We start from the raw sequence: 18,132 nt of genomic DNA on the forward strand, positions 1-18,132 counted from the left end.
TGATGGGACGTCTTCACACCGAACGTCATCTGGTCGGTCGGGTGGGCTGGCTGCGCGCCGCCGTGCTGGGCGCCAACGACGGGATCGTCTCGACCGCGAGCCTGATCGTCGGCGTCGCGGCGGCCGAGGCGGGCCGGAGCGGCGTCCTCGTGGCCGGGGTCGCGGGTCTGGTCGCCGGCGCCATGTCGATGGCGGCCGGCGAATACGTCTCCGTCAGTTCCCAGGCGGATGCCGAAAAGGCCGACCTCGACCGGGAACGCGGCGAACTGGCGGCGTCTCCAGAGGCCGAACTGCGGGAACTGGCGGGCTTCTATGTCGCGCGCGGGCTGAGCCCGGCCCTGGCAGGCGAGGTTGCGGTCCAGTTGACGGCGAAGGACGCCCTGGGGGCTCACGCCCGCGACGAGCTGGGCATCTCGGCTCATACGACCGCCCGCCCGATCCAGGCGGCCCTGGCCTCGGCGGCGGCCTTCTCGGTCGGCGCCGCCGTGCCTTTGCTGATGGCGGTCGTCGCCCCGGCGTCGATGACGGTCGTCGCGGTGACGGGGGCCGCCGTTCTCAGTCTCGCGATCCTTGGCGGGGTCGGCGCGAAGGTCGGCGGGGCGAAGATGCTGACGCCCATCGTTCGCGTCACCCTCTGGGGCGTCCTGGCCATGGCGATCACCGCCGGAATCGGCCGCCTGTTCGGAGCCGTCGTATGACTGATCAGAAGAGCCGTATCGCGATCATCGGGGCAGGCCACGTCGGCGCCACAGCGGCCTATGCGCTCATGCTGCGCGCCCTCGTCCCCGAGATCGTGCTGGTCGACAGCAACCGCGCCCTGGCAGAGGCCGAGGCCGCAGACATCGCCGACGCCAACGCCTTGGCCCGACCCGCCCGTGTCTGGGCGGGGGACTATGCCGACGCGGCCCGTGCGAGCATCGCCGTCATCACCGCCGGCGGCGCGACCCATGGCTCGCAGGACAGGCTCTCGGTGGCGGCAGCCAGTGCGGCGATCGTCACCGACTGCGTGGACAGGCTGATCGGGGCCGGCTTCTCCGGCGTTCTGGTGGTCGCGGCGAACCCCGTCGATCTGATGACCCTCGTGGCCTTGCGTCGATCCGGCCTGCCCGTCTCGCGGGTCATCGGCACGGGAACTCTGCTGGACACCAGCCGCCTGAAGCAGGCCCTGTCCCAGGCGCTCGGCGTCGCCCCCACTTCGATCGAGGGCTATGTCCTGGGTGAGCACGGCGACAGCGAGGTCGCCGCCTTTTCGACCGTCCGGATCGGCGGCCAGACGTTAGACCCGTTCCGCAAAGGGCAAGATCGACCTGATCTGGACGCTATCGGGCGTGAGGTCAGGGACGCGGGTTACGCCATCGTAGAGGGCAAGGGTTACACGTCCTTCGGCGTCGCCACGGCCATCGTGCGCATCTGCGAGGCCATCCATCGAGACGAGCACGCTGTGCTTCCGGTCTCCACCTTGTTGACGGGCGAATATGGGCAATCGGATCTGTGCCTGAGCCTGCCGTGCATCCTGGGCGCCGGCGGCGTCGAGCGCGTCCTTACGCCCGATCTGGCCCCACACGAGATGGACGGTTTGGCGGCGTCGGCCCTTGTCCTGAAGACGGCCCTTGCCAGCTTGGCTTGACGGCCCAGGCGCCAGATCGTCCCCGATCCCCTTTCGACTTCAACCTCATGGAGAGGAGAAGCCAAGACCGGTAGAGGCCTAGCCAACCCGGCTGAGCCTCAGACTGTCGTGGTGGAAATTTCCGTTTCGATTCAAGACTGAAATCGCTGTCGATCGACGCGTTGCAGCCGACAGAACCTTGGGCCAGCCATATAGCCGACGGCATCCTGTCGAATTTTGTAAAGAAATGGCGCACCCGGAGCGATTCGAACGCCCGACCCCCAGATTCGTAGTCTGGTGCTCTATCCAGCTGAGCTACGGGTGCGGCTGCCTTGCGGCGAGGGCGGGTCTTTAGCTCGCGGATCGGGCGGACGCAAGCGGGGGAATGCAGTTTTGCGCAGATAGAGCGGTTGGCGCGGCGCGCGCGACGGATTAGGCCTTTGGGACGTTCTCGCCGCCCCGGATAGTCCATGCGCTCGTTTCGTCGTCAGATCGCCGCCCTGCTCGTGCCCGTCGTCCTGGCGGGGTGTCAGACGGGGGCAGGGATGGATGCGGCGGCGACGCCGCAGACCCTCGTCGGCGTTCCGGCGCAATCCCCGGCGTCACTCCCGGCGCGGGGGCCATTCGTGACGGCGGCCAATCCGCTGGCGGTCGAGGCGGGGATGACCGTGTTGCGGCGCGGCGGGTCGGCGGTCGATGCGGCGGTGGCGATCCAGGCGGTGCTGGGGCTGGTGGAGCCGCAGTCGTCGGGTCTGGGCGGCGGAGCCTTTTTGATGAGCTATGACGCCGAGACCGGGACGGTGACGGCCTATGACGGGCGCGAGACGGCGCCGGCGTCGGCGACGCCCGAGCTGTTCTATGAGGACGGCAAGCCCCTTCCCTTCATCGACGCAGTCCTGTCGGGGCGGTCCACGGGCGCGCCGGGGGCGGTGGCCATGCTGGCCATGGCGCAGAAGGATCACGGCAAGCTGGCGTGGGGCGAGCTGTTCGGGGACGCCGAACGGCTGGCCCGCGACGGATTCACGGTAAGCCCGCGTCTGGCCGGCATGATCAACGGACGGTTTCCCCAGGCGCGGACCCGCTGGGCGACCGCTTATTTCACCAAGCCGGACGGGACGCGTTATCAGGCGGGCGATACGCTGAAGAATCCAGCCTATGCCGACACGGTCGCGCGTCTGGCGCAGCAGGGGCCGGGCGTCATCTATGGCGGGGCGATCGGGGGCGAGATCGCCGCGACCGTGCGTCAGGGACCGCGTTTCGGAGCCCTGACCGAGGCGGACATCGCCGGCTATCGTCCGCTGCGTCGTGACGCCCTGTGCCGGCCCTATCAGGCCTATGTCATCTGCGTGCCGCCGCCGCCGTCCAGCGGCGTGGCCCTGTTGCAGTTCCTGGCCATGGCCGAGGCGACGCCGGATCTGGACAAGGGCGCGGCGAGCCCCGAGGCCTGGGTGGCGTTCGGGCGGTTGCAGCGGCTGATGTATGCCGACCGCGACCGCTATGTCGGCGACAACGACTTTGTCGGCGTGCCCATCGCAGGCCTGCTGGATCCCGACTATGTCGCCGCCCGCGCCGCCCTTGCGCCCCAGGTCAACGGACCGGTCGAGGCGGGCGCCCCGACGGGGTCGCCGCCGCGCGGAACCGACCAGACGGCCGAGCCGGGCGGCACCTCGCACATGGTCGTGGTGGATGCCTGGGGGAATGCGGTCAGCATGACCACGACGGTGGAGAGCATCTTCGGCAATGGGCGGATGGTCGGCGGCTTCTTCCTGAACAACCAACTGACGGACTTCTCCTTCACGCCGCGCGAGGACGATCATCCGGCCGCCAACGCCGTGGCGGCCGGCAAGCGGCCGCGGTCGTCGATGACGCCGGTATTGATTCTGGATCGACAGGGCCGTCTGGTCGGGGCCATCGGTTCGCCGGGCGGGTCCAGCATCCTGGCCTATGTGGCCAAGGCGCTGGTCGGGACGATGGATTGGGGCCTGTCGATGCAGGACGCCATCGCCCTGCCCAATCTGGTGGTGCGGGGCGACATGATCGGCGCCGACACCGACATGATCGCGCCGGAGATCCGCGACGCCCTGGGCGCGGCGGGCATGGCGTTGAGGCCCAACGCCACCGAGACTTCGGGGCTGCATGGAGCGATCTGGCGGGACGGCCGGTGGGACGCGGGGGCCGATCCGCGTCGTGAAGGCGTGGCGGTATCGGAGGTTCGCTGACGGATCAGCGGCTGGGACGAAGGGTCAGCTGAAAGGCGACCAGACCCTCGTCCAGATCAGTGTCCAGGCCGTTCATGCCGCGCAGCCCTTTGCCCGCGTCGATCTCGCGATAGACCACCCCGACCGAGGTCTGCAGGTCGCCCCGGCGATAGGCCACGCCGATCGAGGCGTCGCCCAGGAAGCTGCCCTTGTCCTGGGTATAGCCGGAGCGGGCGTAGTCGCCGTCGCGGGTGCGGGCGAAGTTGTAGCCCACCGCGCGGCCGGAACCGGCGGCGTACAGATACCAGCGCGGCCGTTCGCCGAACCGTTCGCGGCCGTCAGGCGCCAGACGGTCCAGCCCCTCGCCGATCTTGAGCGTGACGCCCGCCTCGGCCGAGCGGCCCTCGCTGCCGACGCCCAGGCCGGCGTGGGGCGTCAGGCTGACTTCCAGGCCCGAGGCGGTGTGTCCGCGCGCGCCGCGGAAACCGCGCACATAGCGCAGGTCATAGGCGTCGGGGTCCAACTCGGCCCGGTCGACGGGGGTGACCGGAAGGGGCGAGCCGTCGGCGCGACGAAGCCGCCCTGCGGTTTCCAGCGTCACCCGGTCGGTGAAATCAGTGCGATCGATCCAGACGTCGCGGCGGGTGCTGGCGGACAGGCCCGATCCGTCCTCGGGGCGGAAGGCCGTCGGGATTTCGATCTGGGGGCCGAAACGAGCCTCGGGCGCGACGCGGAAGCTGGTCTGGTCGGTCAGGCGGGCAGTGACGGCGGCGGCGGCGTCTGGCCCAGCTCCTGGCGCAGCGTCAAAGGCGTTGGGGGCCCAAGTCTGTGCGGAAACGGCGTTCACACCGGCCATCGCCAGCGCGCCCCCCACACCAAAAATCCAGGCCTTAAAACGCATCTGGTCTCCCCACCGATCCGCTGACCTCACACTGCAACCACCCGGCGCAGGAGTCCAACAGGATTTCGACATGGTTTTGTCGCTTTTCAACGACGACGACCGGCGGGGGTTCCCGAATGCAAAAGGGCCCCGCTGTCGCGGAGCCCTTCAGGGGTCTTCAGTGCTGGAGCCTTACTGGCAGGCCAGGCACTCGTCGTAGTCGGTCTTGGGCATGGAGAAGAGGTCGGGCTGGTTCGGGTCGATGACCGCCTCGGCCTTGTCCTGGGCGCCGGCGAAGGCCGCCCGCTGCACCGACTTGGAGCGCAGATAATACAGCGACTTCACGCCGCGCTCCCAAGCGGACCAGTGCAGCATGTGCAGGTCCCACTTGTTGACATCGCCGGGGATGAACAGGTTCAGCGACTGGGCCTGGCAGATCTCCGGCGCGCGGTCGGCGGCCAGTTCGACCACCCAGCGCTGGTCCAGTTCGAAGGCGGTCTTGAAGATGCCCTTCTCGTCCTCGTCCAGTTCGTCGAGGTGCTGGACCGAGCCTTCCTGTTCCAGGATGGAGCTCCAGACGGCCTCGGTGTTGATCCCCTTTTGGTCGAGCAGGCGCTCCAGATAGGGGTTCTTGACCGCGAACGAGCCCGACAGGGTCTTGTGCGTATAGATGTTGGCCGGGATCGGCTCGATGCCGGCCGAGGTGCCGCCGCAGATGATGCTGATCGAGGCGGTCGGGGCGATGGCCAGCTTGTGGCTGAACCGCTCCATCACGCCGCGTTCCTCGGCGTCCAGGCAGGGGCCCTTTTCTTCAGCCAGCAGGCGGCTGGCCTTGTCGGCCTCGCGACGCAGGTGTTTGAACAGGCGCATGTTCCACGACTTGGCCATGGCGCTTTCGAAGGCGACGCCTTGGCCCTGCAGGAAGGAGTGGAAGCCCATCAGGCCCAGACCGACCGAACGTTCGCGCTTGGCCGAATAGACGGCGGCGGCCATGGCGGGCGGGGCGCGGCGGATGAAGTCCTCCAGGACGTTGTCGAGGAAGCGCATGATGTCCTCGACGAACTTGGGCTCCTCGCGCCATTCCAGGAAGGTCTCGGCGTTGACCGACGACAGGCAGCAGACGGCGGTCCGGTCCACGCCCAGGTGGTCGCGGCCGGTGTGCAGCATGATCTCGGCGCACAGGTTGGACTGTTTGACCTTCAGGCCCAGCTCGCGCTGGTGCGGCGCCATCTGGCGGTTCACCGTGTCGGAGAAGATCATATAGGGCTCGCCGGTCTGCATCCGGATGTCGAGCAGCTTGGTCCACAGCGAACGGGCGTCGACGGTCTTCATGACTTCGCCGTTCTTGGGCGACTTCAGATCGAAGGTCGCGCCGACCTTCACCGCCTCCATGAACTCGTCGGTGATGTTGATGCCGTGGTGCAGGTTCAGGGACTTGCGGTTGAAGTCGCCCGAGGGTTTGCGGATTTCGAGGAACTCCTCGATCTCGGGGTGGTGGATGTCCAGATAGACGGCCGCCGAGCCGCGACGCAGCGAGCCCTGGCTGATGGCCAGCGTCAGCGAGTCCATCACGCGGATGAAGGGGATGATGCCCGAGGTCTTGCCCGCGCCCTTGACCTTTTCGCCGATGGAGCGGACCCCGCCCCAGTAGGTGCCGATGCCGCCGCCGTTGGAGGCCAGCGAGACGTTCTCGTTCCAGACGTTCTGGATGCCTTCCAGGCTGTCGCCCACGGCGTTCAGGAAGCAGGAGATGGGCAGGCCGCGATCCGCGCCGCCGTTCGACAGGACCGGGGTCGCCGGCATGAACCACAGGCGGCTCATATAGTCATAAAGACGCTGGGCGTGTTCGGGGTCGTCCGAGAAGGCGGTCGACACGCGAGCGAACATGTCCTGATAGCTCTCGCCCGCCAGCAGATAGCGGTCTTCCAGGGTCTTCTTGCCGAAATCGGTCAGCAGGTCGTCGCGCGACCGGTCCACCTGGACCGATTTCACCACCGTCAGGTGGGGGCGTTCAGGCGTCTGCGTTCCCGCAACACCTTGGAATTCCGTCGTCTTCAATGCCTCGCCGCCAGCCATGGTCATCCGCGTCCTGAACAGAAAAAGCCTAGAGCCACCTGCGCCGTAACCACATCATCTTGTGGCCTCTGCGCTCCCCGAGCCCACATATAGGGCGCATATGCCTAATGACCCGTCAACGGGCTTGACGGACACTTAGTGGGCGAATCGCTTGGACAAGTCGCCCAGGCCTGGGGAAAAGCCAGTGCGCAAGCCAGCGCAGCCTCGCGCAACCTTCGCAGCCGCGAGATCACGAACGCGTGATCGGAACATAGGGCGAGCTTGGCCGTTTGGCCCGTCCATGACCCTGTCTGATCTTCGTCCCTTTTTGATACGCGTCCTGACGGTCGCCCGCACGGAGATCGCGGCGCTTGCCGCCCTCTTCGTCGTCGCCGCCGGCGTCCTGAGCTTCGTCGAACTGGCGGACGACATGACCGAGGCCGACGGCATCGCTTTCGACAATCACATTCTGTCGTTGATGCGGCCCTATGCCGACGATCCCGGCCGACCATGGGGACCGTGGTGGCTGAAGGAGGCGGCGGCCGACCTCACCTCGCTGGGCGGCATATCGGTGCTGGGCTTGTTCGCGCTCATCGTGATCGTCTTCCTGCTGAGCCAGAGAAAATGGCTGTCGTCGCTGCTGCTGGTCGTGGGCCTGGCCGGGGGCGTCGCCCTCAGCGAAGGACTGAAGGCGGTCTTCGAGCGCGCCCGGCCGCCAGCCGCCATGCAGGCGGTGGAGACGATCAACGCCAGCTTCCCCTCGGGTCACGCCCTGCTGTCCACCGTCTTCTATCTGACCGTCGCCGTGATGCTGACGCGCGCCTTCCCGCGCGAGCGGTTCAAGGTCTTCGTGCTCGGGGTGGGAATCCTGATGGCCCTGCTGGTCGGCCTGACCCGCATCTATCTGGGCGCCCACTGGGCCACCGACGTCTTCGCCGGCTGGGCGGTCGGCGCGGCCTGGGCCATGGCCCTGTGGCTGGTCGCCTATGGGGTGGCGCGTTGGCAGAGGCGGCATCGTGCGCCGTTGCAGGACGAGCCGTCGCCGATCGAGGTCGAGACGACGATCGCCGCGACCAAAGTCTAGGCCCGCGGCGCCGTCCGCGACAGGCTAGTCTGGCTGAACGCCGCGAGAGATGAGCCATGGACCACGCCGCCCTATACGCCGAACGCCTGAAGACCCCCGATCAGGCCGCCGCCCTGATCCGCTCGGGCGCCAAGGTCGCCATGGGCCTGGGCGTGTCCCAGCCGCCGGCCCTGCTGAAGGCCCTGGCCGAACGCGCCGAGCGCGGCGAGGTGGAGGATGTGAACCTCTACTATCTGCTCTCAACCGCCATCGCGGGCGACACGGTGCTGCGCTACGAGTTGATGGACCGGATCCAGCCATGGAGCCTGTTCCACAGCGCCATCGAGCGGCGGCTGGAACAGCGGGCGCGCGAGGAGGGTGGGCCTAATCCGGTCCAGTTCATCCCGACCGGCTTTCAGCAGTCGCCGCGCCTGCTGTGTCACGAGGTTGGGGTGGACACTCTGGTCTGCACCGTGTCGCCGATGGATGAGGACGGCTTCTTCTCCTTCGGGACCAACACCGACTATTCCAGGCCGGTGTCGCAGACGGCGAAAACCGTGATCGTCGAGGTCAATCCGCACATGCCGCGCGTGTTCGGCGACTGCACTGTCCATGTGTCCAAGGTCGCCGGCATTGTCGAACATTCCGCGCCCCTGCTGGTCGTGCCGCGCGCCGAGCCTCAGCCGGCGGACCTGATCATCGGCCGGATCATCGCCGACCTGGTAGAGGACGGCGCCACGCTGCAGATGGGGATCGGCGCCCTGCCCAACGCCGTCTGCGACGCCCTGAAGGACCACCGCGACCTGGGCGTCCACACCGAGATGCTGACGCCGGGCCTGGTCGAGCTGATGCAGGCCGGGGTCGCCAATCACGCCCGCAAGACCCTGCATCCCGGCGTCGGCGTCTTCGCCTTCTCGATGGGCGACCTCAACACCTATGAATTCCTGGACGGCAATCGGGGCATGGAGGCCCATCCGGTCTCCTATGTGAACGACCCCGCCGTGATCGCGCGCAATGCGAGGATGATCTCGGTCAACGCCACGCTTCAGATCGACCTGACCGGCGCCTGCTGTTCGGAGTTTCTGAACGGGCGCCAGTTCACGGCCGCCGGCGGCCAGCTGGACTTCGTGCGCGGGGCCTATGGATCGCAGGGAGGCAAGTCGATCATCGCCTGCCACTCCACGGCGGCGAAGGGCACGGCGTCACGCATCGTGGCGCGGCTGGACGGGCCGGTCACCACGCCGCGCAACGACACCCATATCGTCGCCACCGAACACGGCTGGACCAATCTGAAGGGCAAGTCGTCCAGCGAGCGCGCCCGCGCCCTGATCGCCCTGGCCGCGCCCGAGTTTCGCGACGGGCTGACGACCGCCGCGCGGGAGCAGGGCCTGATCTGACCTCCGACAGCTTGACCTACGGCTTGATCTTCGGCCGCCGGTCGGGACTTCTACCGCCATGAAAACCGCCCGCCTGCTGGCCCTGCTCGCCCTTCTCGTCGCCGCGCCCGTCAGCGCCAGCGCGGCCCAGGGCGCCTATACGACACAGGGGGACTGCGGCGGGCGACCGATGACCGGCGTGCGGATGGCGCCGGGCTATTGCCTGGGGCTGGTGTGGCAGGGGTCGGGCGCCGAGGGGCCTCGGATGCCGCGCGGCCTGTTGGCGCTGTCCGGCGGCGACTGGTTGGTGACGGACCTGGGCAACTGGTATCCGGGCAACGGCGCGATCTGGCGGCTGTCGTTCGGCCCCGACGGCGCGCCGCGCTGGCGACGGCTGGCCCAGGGGCTCAACATGCCGCACACGGCGGCGCGCGGGCCGGACGGGCGCCTCTATGTGTCCGAGATGAACCGGATCCTGACCCTGGATCCCGACGCGGCCGATCCGGCGGCGACGGTGCGGACGGTGATCGGCGACCTGCCGGACAACCGGCTGCACGCCAACCGCCATCCTCTGTCCAGTTTCGTGTTCGACGGGAATGGCGATTTGCTGGTCAATGTCGGCGCCCCCAGCGACCGCTGCGTGGATGCGCGGGGCCGGGCGCGCATGGATGCTTCGGGCGCCTGCGTCGACAGCGCCGCGACGGCCCAGGTGCGCCGCCACGCCTATCTAGGGAACGGTCGTTGGGCCGAAGACAGCACGGTCTTCGCCTCGGGCCTGCGCAACTCCATCGCCCTGGTGCGGCACCCGTCGGGGACCATCCTCCAGGGCGAGAACTCGATCGACCTGACCACGCCCGACCATCCCTATGACGAAATCAATGTGCTGCGTCAGGGCGGACATTACGGCTGGCCCTATTGCGTGGACCTGGCGACGCCCCTGCCCGGCTGGAGCGCGGCTCAGGCGCGGTGCGGACAGCGCGATCGCCCGCTGGCCCTGCTGCCGCCGCACGCCGCGCCGCTGGACCTGATCTATTACGAGGGGGCGATGTTCCCCGAACTGCGCGGCCGGCTGCTGATGAGCTGGCACGGCTATCGTCGCGCGGGCGGTCGGATCGTGGCGGCCGAGACGGACGCCCATGGCCGTCCCCTGACCGACACGGGCGGACGCTACGCCATCTATCCGCGCGGCTCCCTGCCCTATCCGGCCGGCGCGCCCAGCATACGCGGCAAGGTGCTGACGCCGGGCTGGGACACGGTCGCAGGCCGCCAGCCGCGTGGCGCGCCGGTGGTCCTGGCGGTCGCCGCCGACGGCGCGATCTGGGTCACGGACGACCGCAACCGGGCGATCCTCAGGATCGCCCGGTCCGACGTCGCAAACTAGGCCTTGCGCGCGTCGCGCTTGGCCAGGACGCGCAGGCGGAGCGCGTTCAGCTTGATGAAGCCCTCGGCGTCGTGGTGGTCATAGGCTTGGACGCCTTCCTCGAAGGTCACCAGGTCCTGATCGTACAGGCTGTTGGGGCTTTCGCGGCCTATGATCGAGACATTGCCCTTGTAGAGCTTGACCTTGACCGTGCCGGAGACCTTCTTCTGGCTGAGGTCGATGGCGGCCTGAAGCATCTCGCGCTCGGGCGAGAACCAGAAGCCGTTGTAGATCAGCTCGGCGTATTTCGGCATCAGCTGGTCCTTCAGGTGCATGGCGCCGCCGTCCAGGGTGATGCTTTCGATGCCGCGGTGGGCCGCGATCAGGATGGTGCCGCCGGGCGTCTCATAGACGCCGCGCGACTTCATGCCGACGAAGCGGTTCTCGACCAGATCCAGACGGCCGATGCCGTTGTCGTGTCCGTACTGGTTCAGGGCGGTCAGGATGGTGGCCGGGCTCATGGCCTCGCCGTTGATCGAGACGGCGTCGCCTTGCTCGAAGCCGATCTCGATGACGGTGGCCTTATCCGGCGCGTCCTCGGGCGAGATGGTGCGCTGGTGGACGAACTCGGGGGCCTCGACCGCCGGGTCTTCCAGCACCTTGCCCTCTGACGAGGAGTGCAGAAGGTTGGCGTCGACGCTGAAGGGCGCCTCGCCGCGCTTGTCCTTGGAGATCGGGATCTGGTTCTTCTCGGCGAACTCCAGCAGGGCCTCGCGGCTGCGGAACTCCCACTCGCGCCAGGGGGCGATGACGCGGATGTCGGGCTCAAGCGCATAATAGCCCAGTTCGAAGCGGACCTGGTCGTTGCCCTTGCCGGTCGCGCCGTGACAGACGGCGTCGGCGCCGACCTGACGGGCGATCTCGATCTGACGCTTGGAGATCAGCGGCCGCGCGATGGAGGTGCCCAGCAGATAGTCGCCCTCGTACTGCGCATTGGCACGGAACATCGGGAAGACGAAGTCGCGTACGAACTCTTCGCGCAGGTCGTCGATGAAAATGTTCTCGGGCTTGATGCCCAGCTTCAGCGCCTTCTCGCGCGCCGGGCCAAGCTCCTCGCCCTGGCCCAGGTCGGCGGTGAAGGTCACGACCTCGGCGTTATATTCGGTCTGCAGCCACTTCAGGATGATCGAGGTGTCCAGACCGCCGGAATAGGCGAGGACGACTTTCTTCACGGGCTTGTCGGCGGGGGCGGACATGGCGGCTCTTTCGGTAAACTCAGCAGCAGGGATCGGGGAGTTGACGCGCGCATAAGACCGGGGGTCCGGCGATGCAACCTTTTCCGGGAAGCAGGCTCGCCAACATGAACCTTTGGTCATGTTTCATTCCGTCGCGTTGCCACACGGCAGACCAGCGTTATGGTCCGTACCAACTGCAATCCTGAGGATCTCGCATGCGCCGCACCGGCTCTCTCGTCGCCGCCGCCGCCCTTCTGGCGGTTTCAACCCCTGTCTGGGCCTCTGTCGCGCCCGCCCCGGCCGCTCAGGCGGCTGCGCCCGCCGTCCAGGCCGCGCCGGTCGCCGATCTGGTCGCCGAAGTCGATATTCCCTACACCAAATTCACCCTGGACAACGGCCTGACCGTCCTGGTCCACGAGGACCACAAGGCCCCGGTCGTCGCCGTGTCCGTCTGGTACAATGTCGGCTCCAAGGATGAGCCGGCCGGCAAGACCGGATTCGCCCACCTGTTCGAACACCTGATGTTCGGCGGGTCCGAGAATGCGCCGGGCAGCTATTTCACCCCGATGCGCAACATGGGCGCGACGGACATGAACGGCACGACCTGGTTCGACCGCACCAACTATTTCGAGACGGTCCCGACGCCGGCGCTGGAACAGGCCCTGTTCATGGAAAGCGACCGCATGGGCTACATGCTGGGCGCCATCAGCCAGGAGACGCTCGATCTGCAGCGCGGCGTGGTCCAGAACGAAAAGCGCCAGGGCGACAACCAGCCCTATGGCCTGAACCAGTACAAGCAGCTGGAGGCCCTGTTCCCCGAAGGTCACCCCTATCGCCATTCGACCATCGGCTCGATGGCCGATCTTGATGCGGCGTCGATGCAGACGGTGCGCGACTGGTTCACCTCCAACTACGGCCCCAACAACGCGGTGCTGGTGCTGGCCGGCGACATCACGCCCGCCAAGGCGCGTGAACTGACCGAGAAATATTTTGGCCCCATCGCCAAGGGTCCGGTCAACACCCCCGCCCAGGCGCCGATCCCGACCCTGCCGGCGCCGGTCAACGAAACGACGCACGACCGCGTCTCCAACGCCCAGGTCGAGATCAGCTGGGTCGTGCCCGGCATGCTGGACGCGGATTCGGTGCCGCTCAGCGTCGGCGCCTCGGTGCTCGGCGGTCTGGCGTCTTCGCGCCTGGACAATGAGCTGGTGCGCGGCGACCAGAGCGCCGTCTCGGTCAGCGCCTCGAACGGCGCCTATCACCGCGTCGGCATCTTCGAAATCTCCGCGACCGTGAAGCCGGGCGAGGATCCGGCCGCCGTCGAGGCCCGCACGCGCGAGATCCTGAACGGCCTGATCGCCAACGGCCCGACGCAGGACGAGATCAACCGCGTCGTGACCCAATACGCCTCGCGTCGCATCCAGGGCCTGGAACAGGTCGGCGGCTTCGGCGGCAAGGCCACGGCCCTGGCGGAAGGCCAGCTCTATGCCGGCGATCCCGAGTTCTACAAGAAGCAGCTGGCCGCCTATGCGGCGGTGACGCCGGCCCAGGTCCAGGCGGCGATGCAGAAGTGGCTGACCCGTCCGGCCTATACGCTGACGACGCTGGTCGGCGAGCGTGAAGCCTATGCCGAGGCGGCCGAGGCTCCGTCGGGCGCCAACCATACGCCGGCGCCGGAAATCCAGCGCGTCGCCCGCATGGCCAAACCCGAGATCGGCCAGGTCGCCAACGTCGACTTCCCGGCCGTCGAACGCGCCCGCCTGTCGAACGGCATGGAGGTGATCTACGCCCAGCGCGACGCCGTGCCGGCGACCAAGATCGCCATCGACTTCGACGCCGGTCTCGCCGCCGACGACCGGGCGAAACTGGGCCTTCAGACCCTGATGCTGGACCTGATGGACGAGGGCACCCGCACCCTGAACGCCACGCAGTTGGCCGAGGCCCAGGAAGCCCTGGGCGCCAGCATCACCACCGGCGCGACCATGGATCGCTCGGTCGTGCAGCTGTCGGCGGTCACGCCGAACCTCAAGCCGTCGGTCGACCTGCTGGCGGACGTGGTGCGCAACCCCGCCTTCGCCTCGGCGGAGCTGGAGCGTCTGCGCGCCACCCGCCTGTCGCGCATCGCCGCGGAGCGCACCCAGCCGGCCGCCCTGGCCAGCCGCGCCCTGCCGGAACTGATGTACGGCGCGGACAGCCCCTATGGCCGTCCGTTCAGCGGCAACGGCGACGAGACCAGCGTCAAGGCCATCACCGAGGCCGACATCCGCACCGACTACGCCCGCTGGATCCGTCCGGACAACGGCAAGATCTTCGTCGTGTCGGACCGTCCCCTGTCCGAGATCACCCCGGTCCTGGACGCCGCCTTCGGTCAGTGGGTCCCGCCCGCATCCGCCAAGGCGGTCAAGGACTTCTCGGCCCCGATCCCGGCCGCGACGCCCAAGATCGTGCTGATCGACCGTCCGCAGTCCCCGCAGTCCTACATCATGGGCGGCGAGGTTCTGGCGGCCTCGGGCACGGACGATCTGCTGATGCTGAACGCGGCGAACAATGTGCTGGGCAACGACTTCCTGTCTCGCATCAACTCCGACCTGCGTGAGACCAAGAGCTGGTCCTACGGCGTCAACGCCTCGGTCGCCGGCTTTGCGGGACGTGTGCCCTATCTGGTCACCGCCCCGGTCCAGGCCGACAAGACCGGCCCCGCCATCGAAGCCCTGAACCTTCAGTTCAACGACTTCCTGAAGGGCGGCAAGGGCGTCACGCCCGCCGAGCTGGAGCGGACCATCAACGGCAACACCCGTCGTCTGGCCGGCAGCTACGAGACCTCGGCGGCCGTCCTGGGCGCATTGCGCAGCAACGACCTGCTGGGTCGTCCGGACGACTATCCGGAAACCATCGCCGCCCGCACCAACGCCCTGACGGCGGCGCAACTGGACGAGGCCGCCAAGGCCGCCATCGACCCGTCCAGATTCGCCTGGGTCGTGGTCGGCGACGCCTCGGTGGTCAAGCCGCAGCTGGACGCCCTGGGCATCCCCGTTGAGGTCCGTTCGGCGACCGGCGCCGCCCAGTAGGGGGACGACAGTCCAGAACGACGAAGGCCCGGAGAGCGATCTCCGGGCCTTTTTCGTGCTTCCCTTATCCCGTCATCCTCGGGCTTGACCCGAGGATCGGACGTGGGTGGAGCGCGTGCGTCTTCCTTAAGCACAATGCGGCGGACCATCCGGCCCTCGGGTCAAGCCCGAGGGTGACGGGAGGGGGTTTCTAGTCGGTCGTCGCGCCGGTCGTGCGCATGATCTCGGCGCGCAGTTCGGGCAGGCCCAGGCCCTTTTCCGACGAGGTCAGCAGCACCACGGGGAAGGCGGCGGGACGTTTGGAGATGGCCTTCAGCGTGGCCTCTTGAACGACCTCGCCCTCGCCCTTCTTCAGCTTGTCGGCCTTGGTCAGGACGATCTGATAGCTGACGGCGGCCAGGTCCAGGGCGTCCAGCGCCTCCTTGTCCACGCTCTTCAAACCGTGACGGCTGTCGATCAGCAGATAGACCCGCTTCAACGTCACCCGGCCGCGCAGATAGTCGCGGCCCAGATCCTGGAACTTCTTGACCGTGGTCTTGGACGCCTTGGCCCAGCCGTAGCCGGGCAGATCGACCAGACGCATCCGGCCGTCCAGGTCGAAGAAGTTGACCTCGCGCGTCCGGCCCGGCTCGTTGGAGGCGCGCGCCAGCTTGTGCATGCCGACCAGGCCGTTGATCAGGCTGGACTTGCCGACGTTGGAGCGGCCGGCGAAGGCGATCTCGGGCAGGTTCGGCTCGGGCAGTTGCTCGATCTTGGCCGCGCCCATGATGAAGGTCGCGGGCCGCGCGAACAGGACCCGCGCGGCCTCGATTTCCTCGGGCGTGAACTCGGTTTCGTCGATCACGCCGGTGACTTCTTGAACCGGGCGAAGAAGGTGTCGATCGGGTTCTCGGCCTTGTAGCGGTGCATGATGATGTACTGCTGCAGGATGGTCAGGACGTTGGACCAGGCCCAGTAAATCAGCAGGCCGGCCGCGAACGGCGCCATGATGAAGGTGAACAGCAGCGGCATGAACTGGAAGATCTGACGCTGGATCGGATCGGTCGCCGGCGGGTTCATCGCCGTCTGCAGCCACATGGTCAGGCCGTAGGCGATGGCCAGCAAGCCCAGGTGCAGCGGGCCGGCCAGCAGGCCGCCGATCAGCGGCGCCATGGACGGATCCCACGGGATCAGGCCGAACAGGTTCCAGATCGACGACGGATCGCGCGCCGACAGGTCGTTGATGAAGCCCAGGAAGGGTTGGTGACGCATTTCGATGGTGACCGTCAGCACCTTGTACAGGGCGTAGAAGACCGGGATTTGCAGCACCAGCGGAAGACAACCCGCGACCGGATTGATCTTTTCCTTCTGATACAGGGCCATCGTCTCCTGCTGCTGCTTCTGCGGGTCGTCTTTGAACTTCTTCTTGATCTCCTCCATCTTGGGCTGGAGGTTCCGCATCTTGGACATGCTGGCGTAGGCGTTGTTGGCCAGCGGGAACATCACCAGCTTGACGATGACGGTCAGGGCCAGAATGGCGACGCCGAAGCTGCCGACCACGCCATAGACGTTTTCCAGGATCCAGAAGATCGGGCGCGTCAGGAACCAGAACATGCCCCAGTCGATCGCATAGACGAAGCGCGGCAGGCCCAGGCTTTCCTCATAGGACTTCAGCACCTCGGCGCGCTTGACCCCGGCGAACAGGCGCTGGGTCTCGGTCGCGGTGGCGCCGGGCTGGATGGTGCGGGTCGTGCCGAGGACATTGGCTTCCAACTGCTGCGCGCCGTTCAGCTCGCGAACGCGGAATTCGGTTTCGACCGCCTCGTCCTGCTGGGGCAGCAGGGCCGCCAGCCAGTATTTGTCGGTGATGCCCAGCCAGCCGCCGGTCGAGGCGTTCTCGATACGGGGCTCCTTCAGCCAGTCCTTGTACTTCTTCTGCTCGGTCCGATATTCGCCCGGCTTGCCGAAGGTGCCGATCGCGCCCTCGTGGACGATGTGCGACGAGCCGGCTGCGGGCGGGACGCCCTGGCGCTGCACGCTGCCGTAAGGCGCGATGGTGATGGCTTGCGTGCCCAGGTTCTGGACCGTGTCCTGAACCGAGAAGACATATCGATCATCGACCGACATCACGCGGGTGAAGCGCAGGCCCTGGCCGTTGTCCCAGGTCAGGGTGATCGGCGTGGTCGGCGTCAAGGACGACCCGTTCGTCAGACGCCAGACGGTGTTGGGTCCGGGCACGCCGCCGGCGACGTTGGGACCGGTCCAGCCGAACTGGGCGAAATAGGCGTTCTGCATCCCCTGCGGGCGGAATAGCTCGACCGGCTGCGGCTTGTCCTGAACCTCGCGGTAGTCCGTCAGGAACAGGTCGTCGATGCGGCCGCCCTGAAGCGACAGCGAGCCCTTCAGCGTGCCGGACTGGATCGGCACGCGGGCGGCGGTGCTCAGCGCCTGGCTGCGATCGGTGACGAAGGTGGGGCCCTGAGGGCTGAGCGCCGTGCGCGCAGCGTTGTCGGCGGTCTGCGACTGCTCGGCCTGGGCCTGCTGCTGCACCGCGCGACGCTCGGCCTGCGGACGCAGCACGGCGAAATAATAGATCCCCATGATCAGGGCCGAGCACACGATGAAGATGATCGTGTTGCGCGTGTTCTCGTTTTTCATGGATTCTGGCGGTCCTGGCCGGATGGGGCGCGGGCGGGCGAGGGCTTGGCTGCCCCCCGATCATGTCGCGGTGTCGCCAGCCTTGTAAGCGTCGATTTCACGTCGTCAAGCAGACGGTCCCACGCACGCTCGGTCGTGCCCATGCGGGCGATGAAGACATAGTCGCTGCCGGGCACGCCGTGTTGGGCCAGCATGGCCCGTGCGGCCTCGCGCAGACGGCGTTTGGCGCGGTTTCGAACCACCGCGCCGCCGACCTTTTTCGTGGCGGTGAAGCCCAGGCCGATGTGCGGCGAACCGTCGCCGCGCTCCAGCCGCTGAATCACCACGGCGCCGCGCGCCTCGGAAACGCCTTTGGCGGCCGCCAGAAACTGGGGCCGCCGCAACAGACGTTTGATCTGTAAAAGGTCGCTCATGCGTCCAAATGGTCCGGACGCTGAAAGCCGCTTACGCCGTCAGGCGCTTGCGGCCCTTGGCGCGACGGCGCGCAACAATCTTCTGGCCGTTCTTGGTGGCCATCCGGCTGCGGAAGCCGTGACGGCGCTTGCGCACGAGTCGCGACGGCTGATAGGTCCGCTTCACGGTCGGCTCCTGACGTTAAAAGGTTGGGCGACGGGGCAAGAGGCGTCCGTCGCAGGAAGGGCGGGCGTATAAGTC

At 67.5% G+C, this 18,132-nt stretch carries 14 protein-coding genes and 1 tRNA gene; 7 read left to right on the forward strand and 8 right to left on the reverse strand.

Translation table 11 applies throughout. From position 1 onward, the window contains the following. Nucleotides 1–2: 2 nt before the first annotated feature. Both ACP7BH_RS09815 and ACP7BH_RS09820 read left to right on the forward strand, forming a co-directional pair. Nucleotides 3–698, forward strand: a complete 696-nt coding sequence (locus ACP7BH_RS09815; protein ID WP_425984756.1) for a VIT1/CCC1 transporter family protein — start codon at nt 3–5, stop codon at nt 696–698. Continuing rightward, nucleotides 695–1,627, forward strand: a complete 933-nt coding sequence (locus ACP7BH_RS09820) for an L-lactate dehydrogenase (protein ID WP_425981552.1) — start codon at nt 695–697, stop codon at nt 1,625–1,627. The genes ACP7BH_RS09815 and ACP7BH_RS09820 overlap by 4 nt, the downstream gene beginning before the upstream one ends. A gap of 227 nt (nt 1,628–1,854) precedes the next feature. On the opposite strand, the gene ACP7BH_RS09825 is transcribed toward ACP7BH_RS09820, so the two are convergent. Next, nucleotides 1,855–1,931: transfer RNA gene (locus tag ACP7BH_RS09825), tRNA-Arg, on the reverse strand. Nucleotides 1,932–2,076: 145 nt separating this feature from the next. Here ACP7BH_RS09825 and ACP7BH_RS09830 point away from each other — a divergent pair. Beyond that, the gene (locus ACP7BH_RS09830; protein WP_425981549.1) at nt 2,077–3,825 is read left to right on the forward strand and encodes a gamma-glutamyltransferase family protein; all 1,749 of its coding nucleotides are present in this window, start codon (nt 2,077–2,079) and stop codon (nt 3,823–3,825) included. A 4-nt stretch (nt 3,826–3,829) separates the two neighbouring features. Here the strand turns inward: ACP7BH_RS09830 and ACP7BH_RS09835 are convergent, their stop codons facing one another. Both ACP7BH_RS09835 and ACP7BH_RS09840 read right to left on the reverse strand, forming a co-directional pair. Continuing rightward, complete coding sequence (locus ACP7BH_RS09835) at nt 3,830–4,705, reverse strand: lipid A-modifier LpxR family protein (protein ID WP_425981546.1); 876 nt, start codon at nt 4,703–4,705, stop codon at nt 3,830–3,832. Between the two features lie 171 nt (nt 4,706–4,876). Next, nucleotides 4,877–6,766 (reverse strand): ribonucleoside-diphosphate reductase subunit alpha, encoded by a 1,890-nt coding sequence (locus tag ACP7BH_RS09840; protein ID WP_425981544.1) that lies wholly within the window; start codon nt 6,764–6,766, stop codon nt 4,877–4,879. A 274-nt stretch (nt 6,767–7,040) separates the two neighbouring features. On the opposite strand from ACP7BH_RS09840, the gene ACP7BH_RS09845 reads away from it, so the two are divergent. Genes ACP7BH_RS09845 through ACP7BH_RS09855 form a run of 3 tightly spaced genes read left to right on the forward strand, consistent with a single transcriptional unit; the run spans nt 7,041 to nt 10,559 of the window. Beyond that, nucleotides 7,041–7,823 (forward strand): phosphatase PAP2 family protein, encoded by a 783-nt coding sequence (locus ACP7BH_RS09845; protein ID WP_425981541.1) that lies wholly within the window; start codon nt 7,041–7,043, stop codon nt 7,821–7,823. A gap of 56 nt (nt 7,824–7,879) precedes the next feature. Beyond that, a complete protein-coding gene (locus ACP7BH_RS09850) occupies nt 7,880–9,199 on the forward strand; it encodes an acetyl-CoA hydrolase/transferase family protein (protein ID WP_425981539.1) in 1,320 nt (439 codons plus the stop codon). 58 nt (nt 9,200–9,257) lie between these two features. Next, complete coding sequence (locus ACP7BH_RS09855; protein ID WP_425981537.1) at nt 9,258–10,559, forward strand: PQQ-dependent sugar dehydrogenase; 1,302 nt, start codon at nt 9,258–9,260, stop codon at nt 10,557–10,559. On the opposite strand, the gene ACP7BH_RS09860 is transcribed toward ACP7BH_RS09855, so the two are convergent. After that, a complete protein-coding gene (locus tag ACP7BH_RS09860; protein ID WP_425981534.1) occupies nt 10,556–11,794 on the reverse strand; it encodes an argininosuccinate synthase in 1,239 nt (412 codons plus the stop codon). The genes ACP7BH_RS09855 and ACP7BH_RS09860 overlap by 4 nt on opposite strands. Nucleotides 11,795–11,988: 194 nt before the next feature. Between ACP7BH_RS09860 and ACP7BH_RS09865 the strand changes: the two genes are divergently transcribed. Beyond that, a complete protein-coding gene (locus ACP7BH_RS09865; protein ID WP_425981531.1) occupies nt 11,989–14,841 on the forward strand; it encodes a M16 family metallopeptidase in 2,853 nt (950 codons plus the stop codon). A gap of 190 nt (nt 14,842–15,031) precedes the next feature. Here the strand turns inward: ACP7BH_RS09865 and yihA are convergent, their stop codons facing one another. Genes yihA through rpmH form a run of 4 tightly spaced genes read right to left on the reverse strand, consistent with a single transcriptional unit; the run spans nt 15,032 to nt 18,057 of the window. Next, complete coding sequence (yihA, locus tag ACP7BH_RS09870) at nt 15,032–15,685, reverse strand: ribosome biogenesis GTP-binding protein YihA/YsxC (RefSeq protein WP_425981529.1); 654 nt, start codon at nt 15,683–15,685, stop codon at nt 15,032–15,034. Then, a complete protein-coding gene (yidC, locus tag ACP7BH_RS09875; protein ID WP_425981526.1) occupies nt 15,682–17,478 on the reverse strand; it encodes a membrane protein insertase YidC in 1,797 nt (598 codons plus the stop codon). Before yidC ends, yihA begins: the two co-directional genes overlap by 4 nt. Further along, nucleotides 17,475–17,891: a ribonuclease P protein component gene (gene rnpA, locus ACP7BH_RS09880; protein WP_159847677.1), complete on the reverse strand. Its 417-nt coding sequence runs from the start codon at nt 17,889–17,891 to the stop codon at nt 17,475–17,477. Before rnpA ends, yidC begins: the two co-directional genes overlap by 4 nt. 31 nt (nt 17,892–17,922) lie before the next feature. Beyond that, nucleotides 17,923–18,057, reverse strand: coding sequence for a 50S ribosomal protein L34 (rpmH, locus tag ACP7BH_RS09885; RefSeq protein ID WP_003164000.1), 135 nt, complete (start codon nt 18,055–18,057; stop codon nt 17,923–17,925). Between the last annotated feature and the right edge of the window lie 75 nt (nt 18,058–18,132).

Source organism: Brevundimonas sp. TWP2-1 (assembly GCF_049897645.1).
Taxonomy (GTDB): Bacteria; Pseudomonadota; Alphaproteobacteria; order Caulobacterales; family Caulobacteraceae; genus Brevundimonas.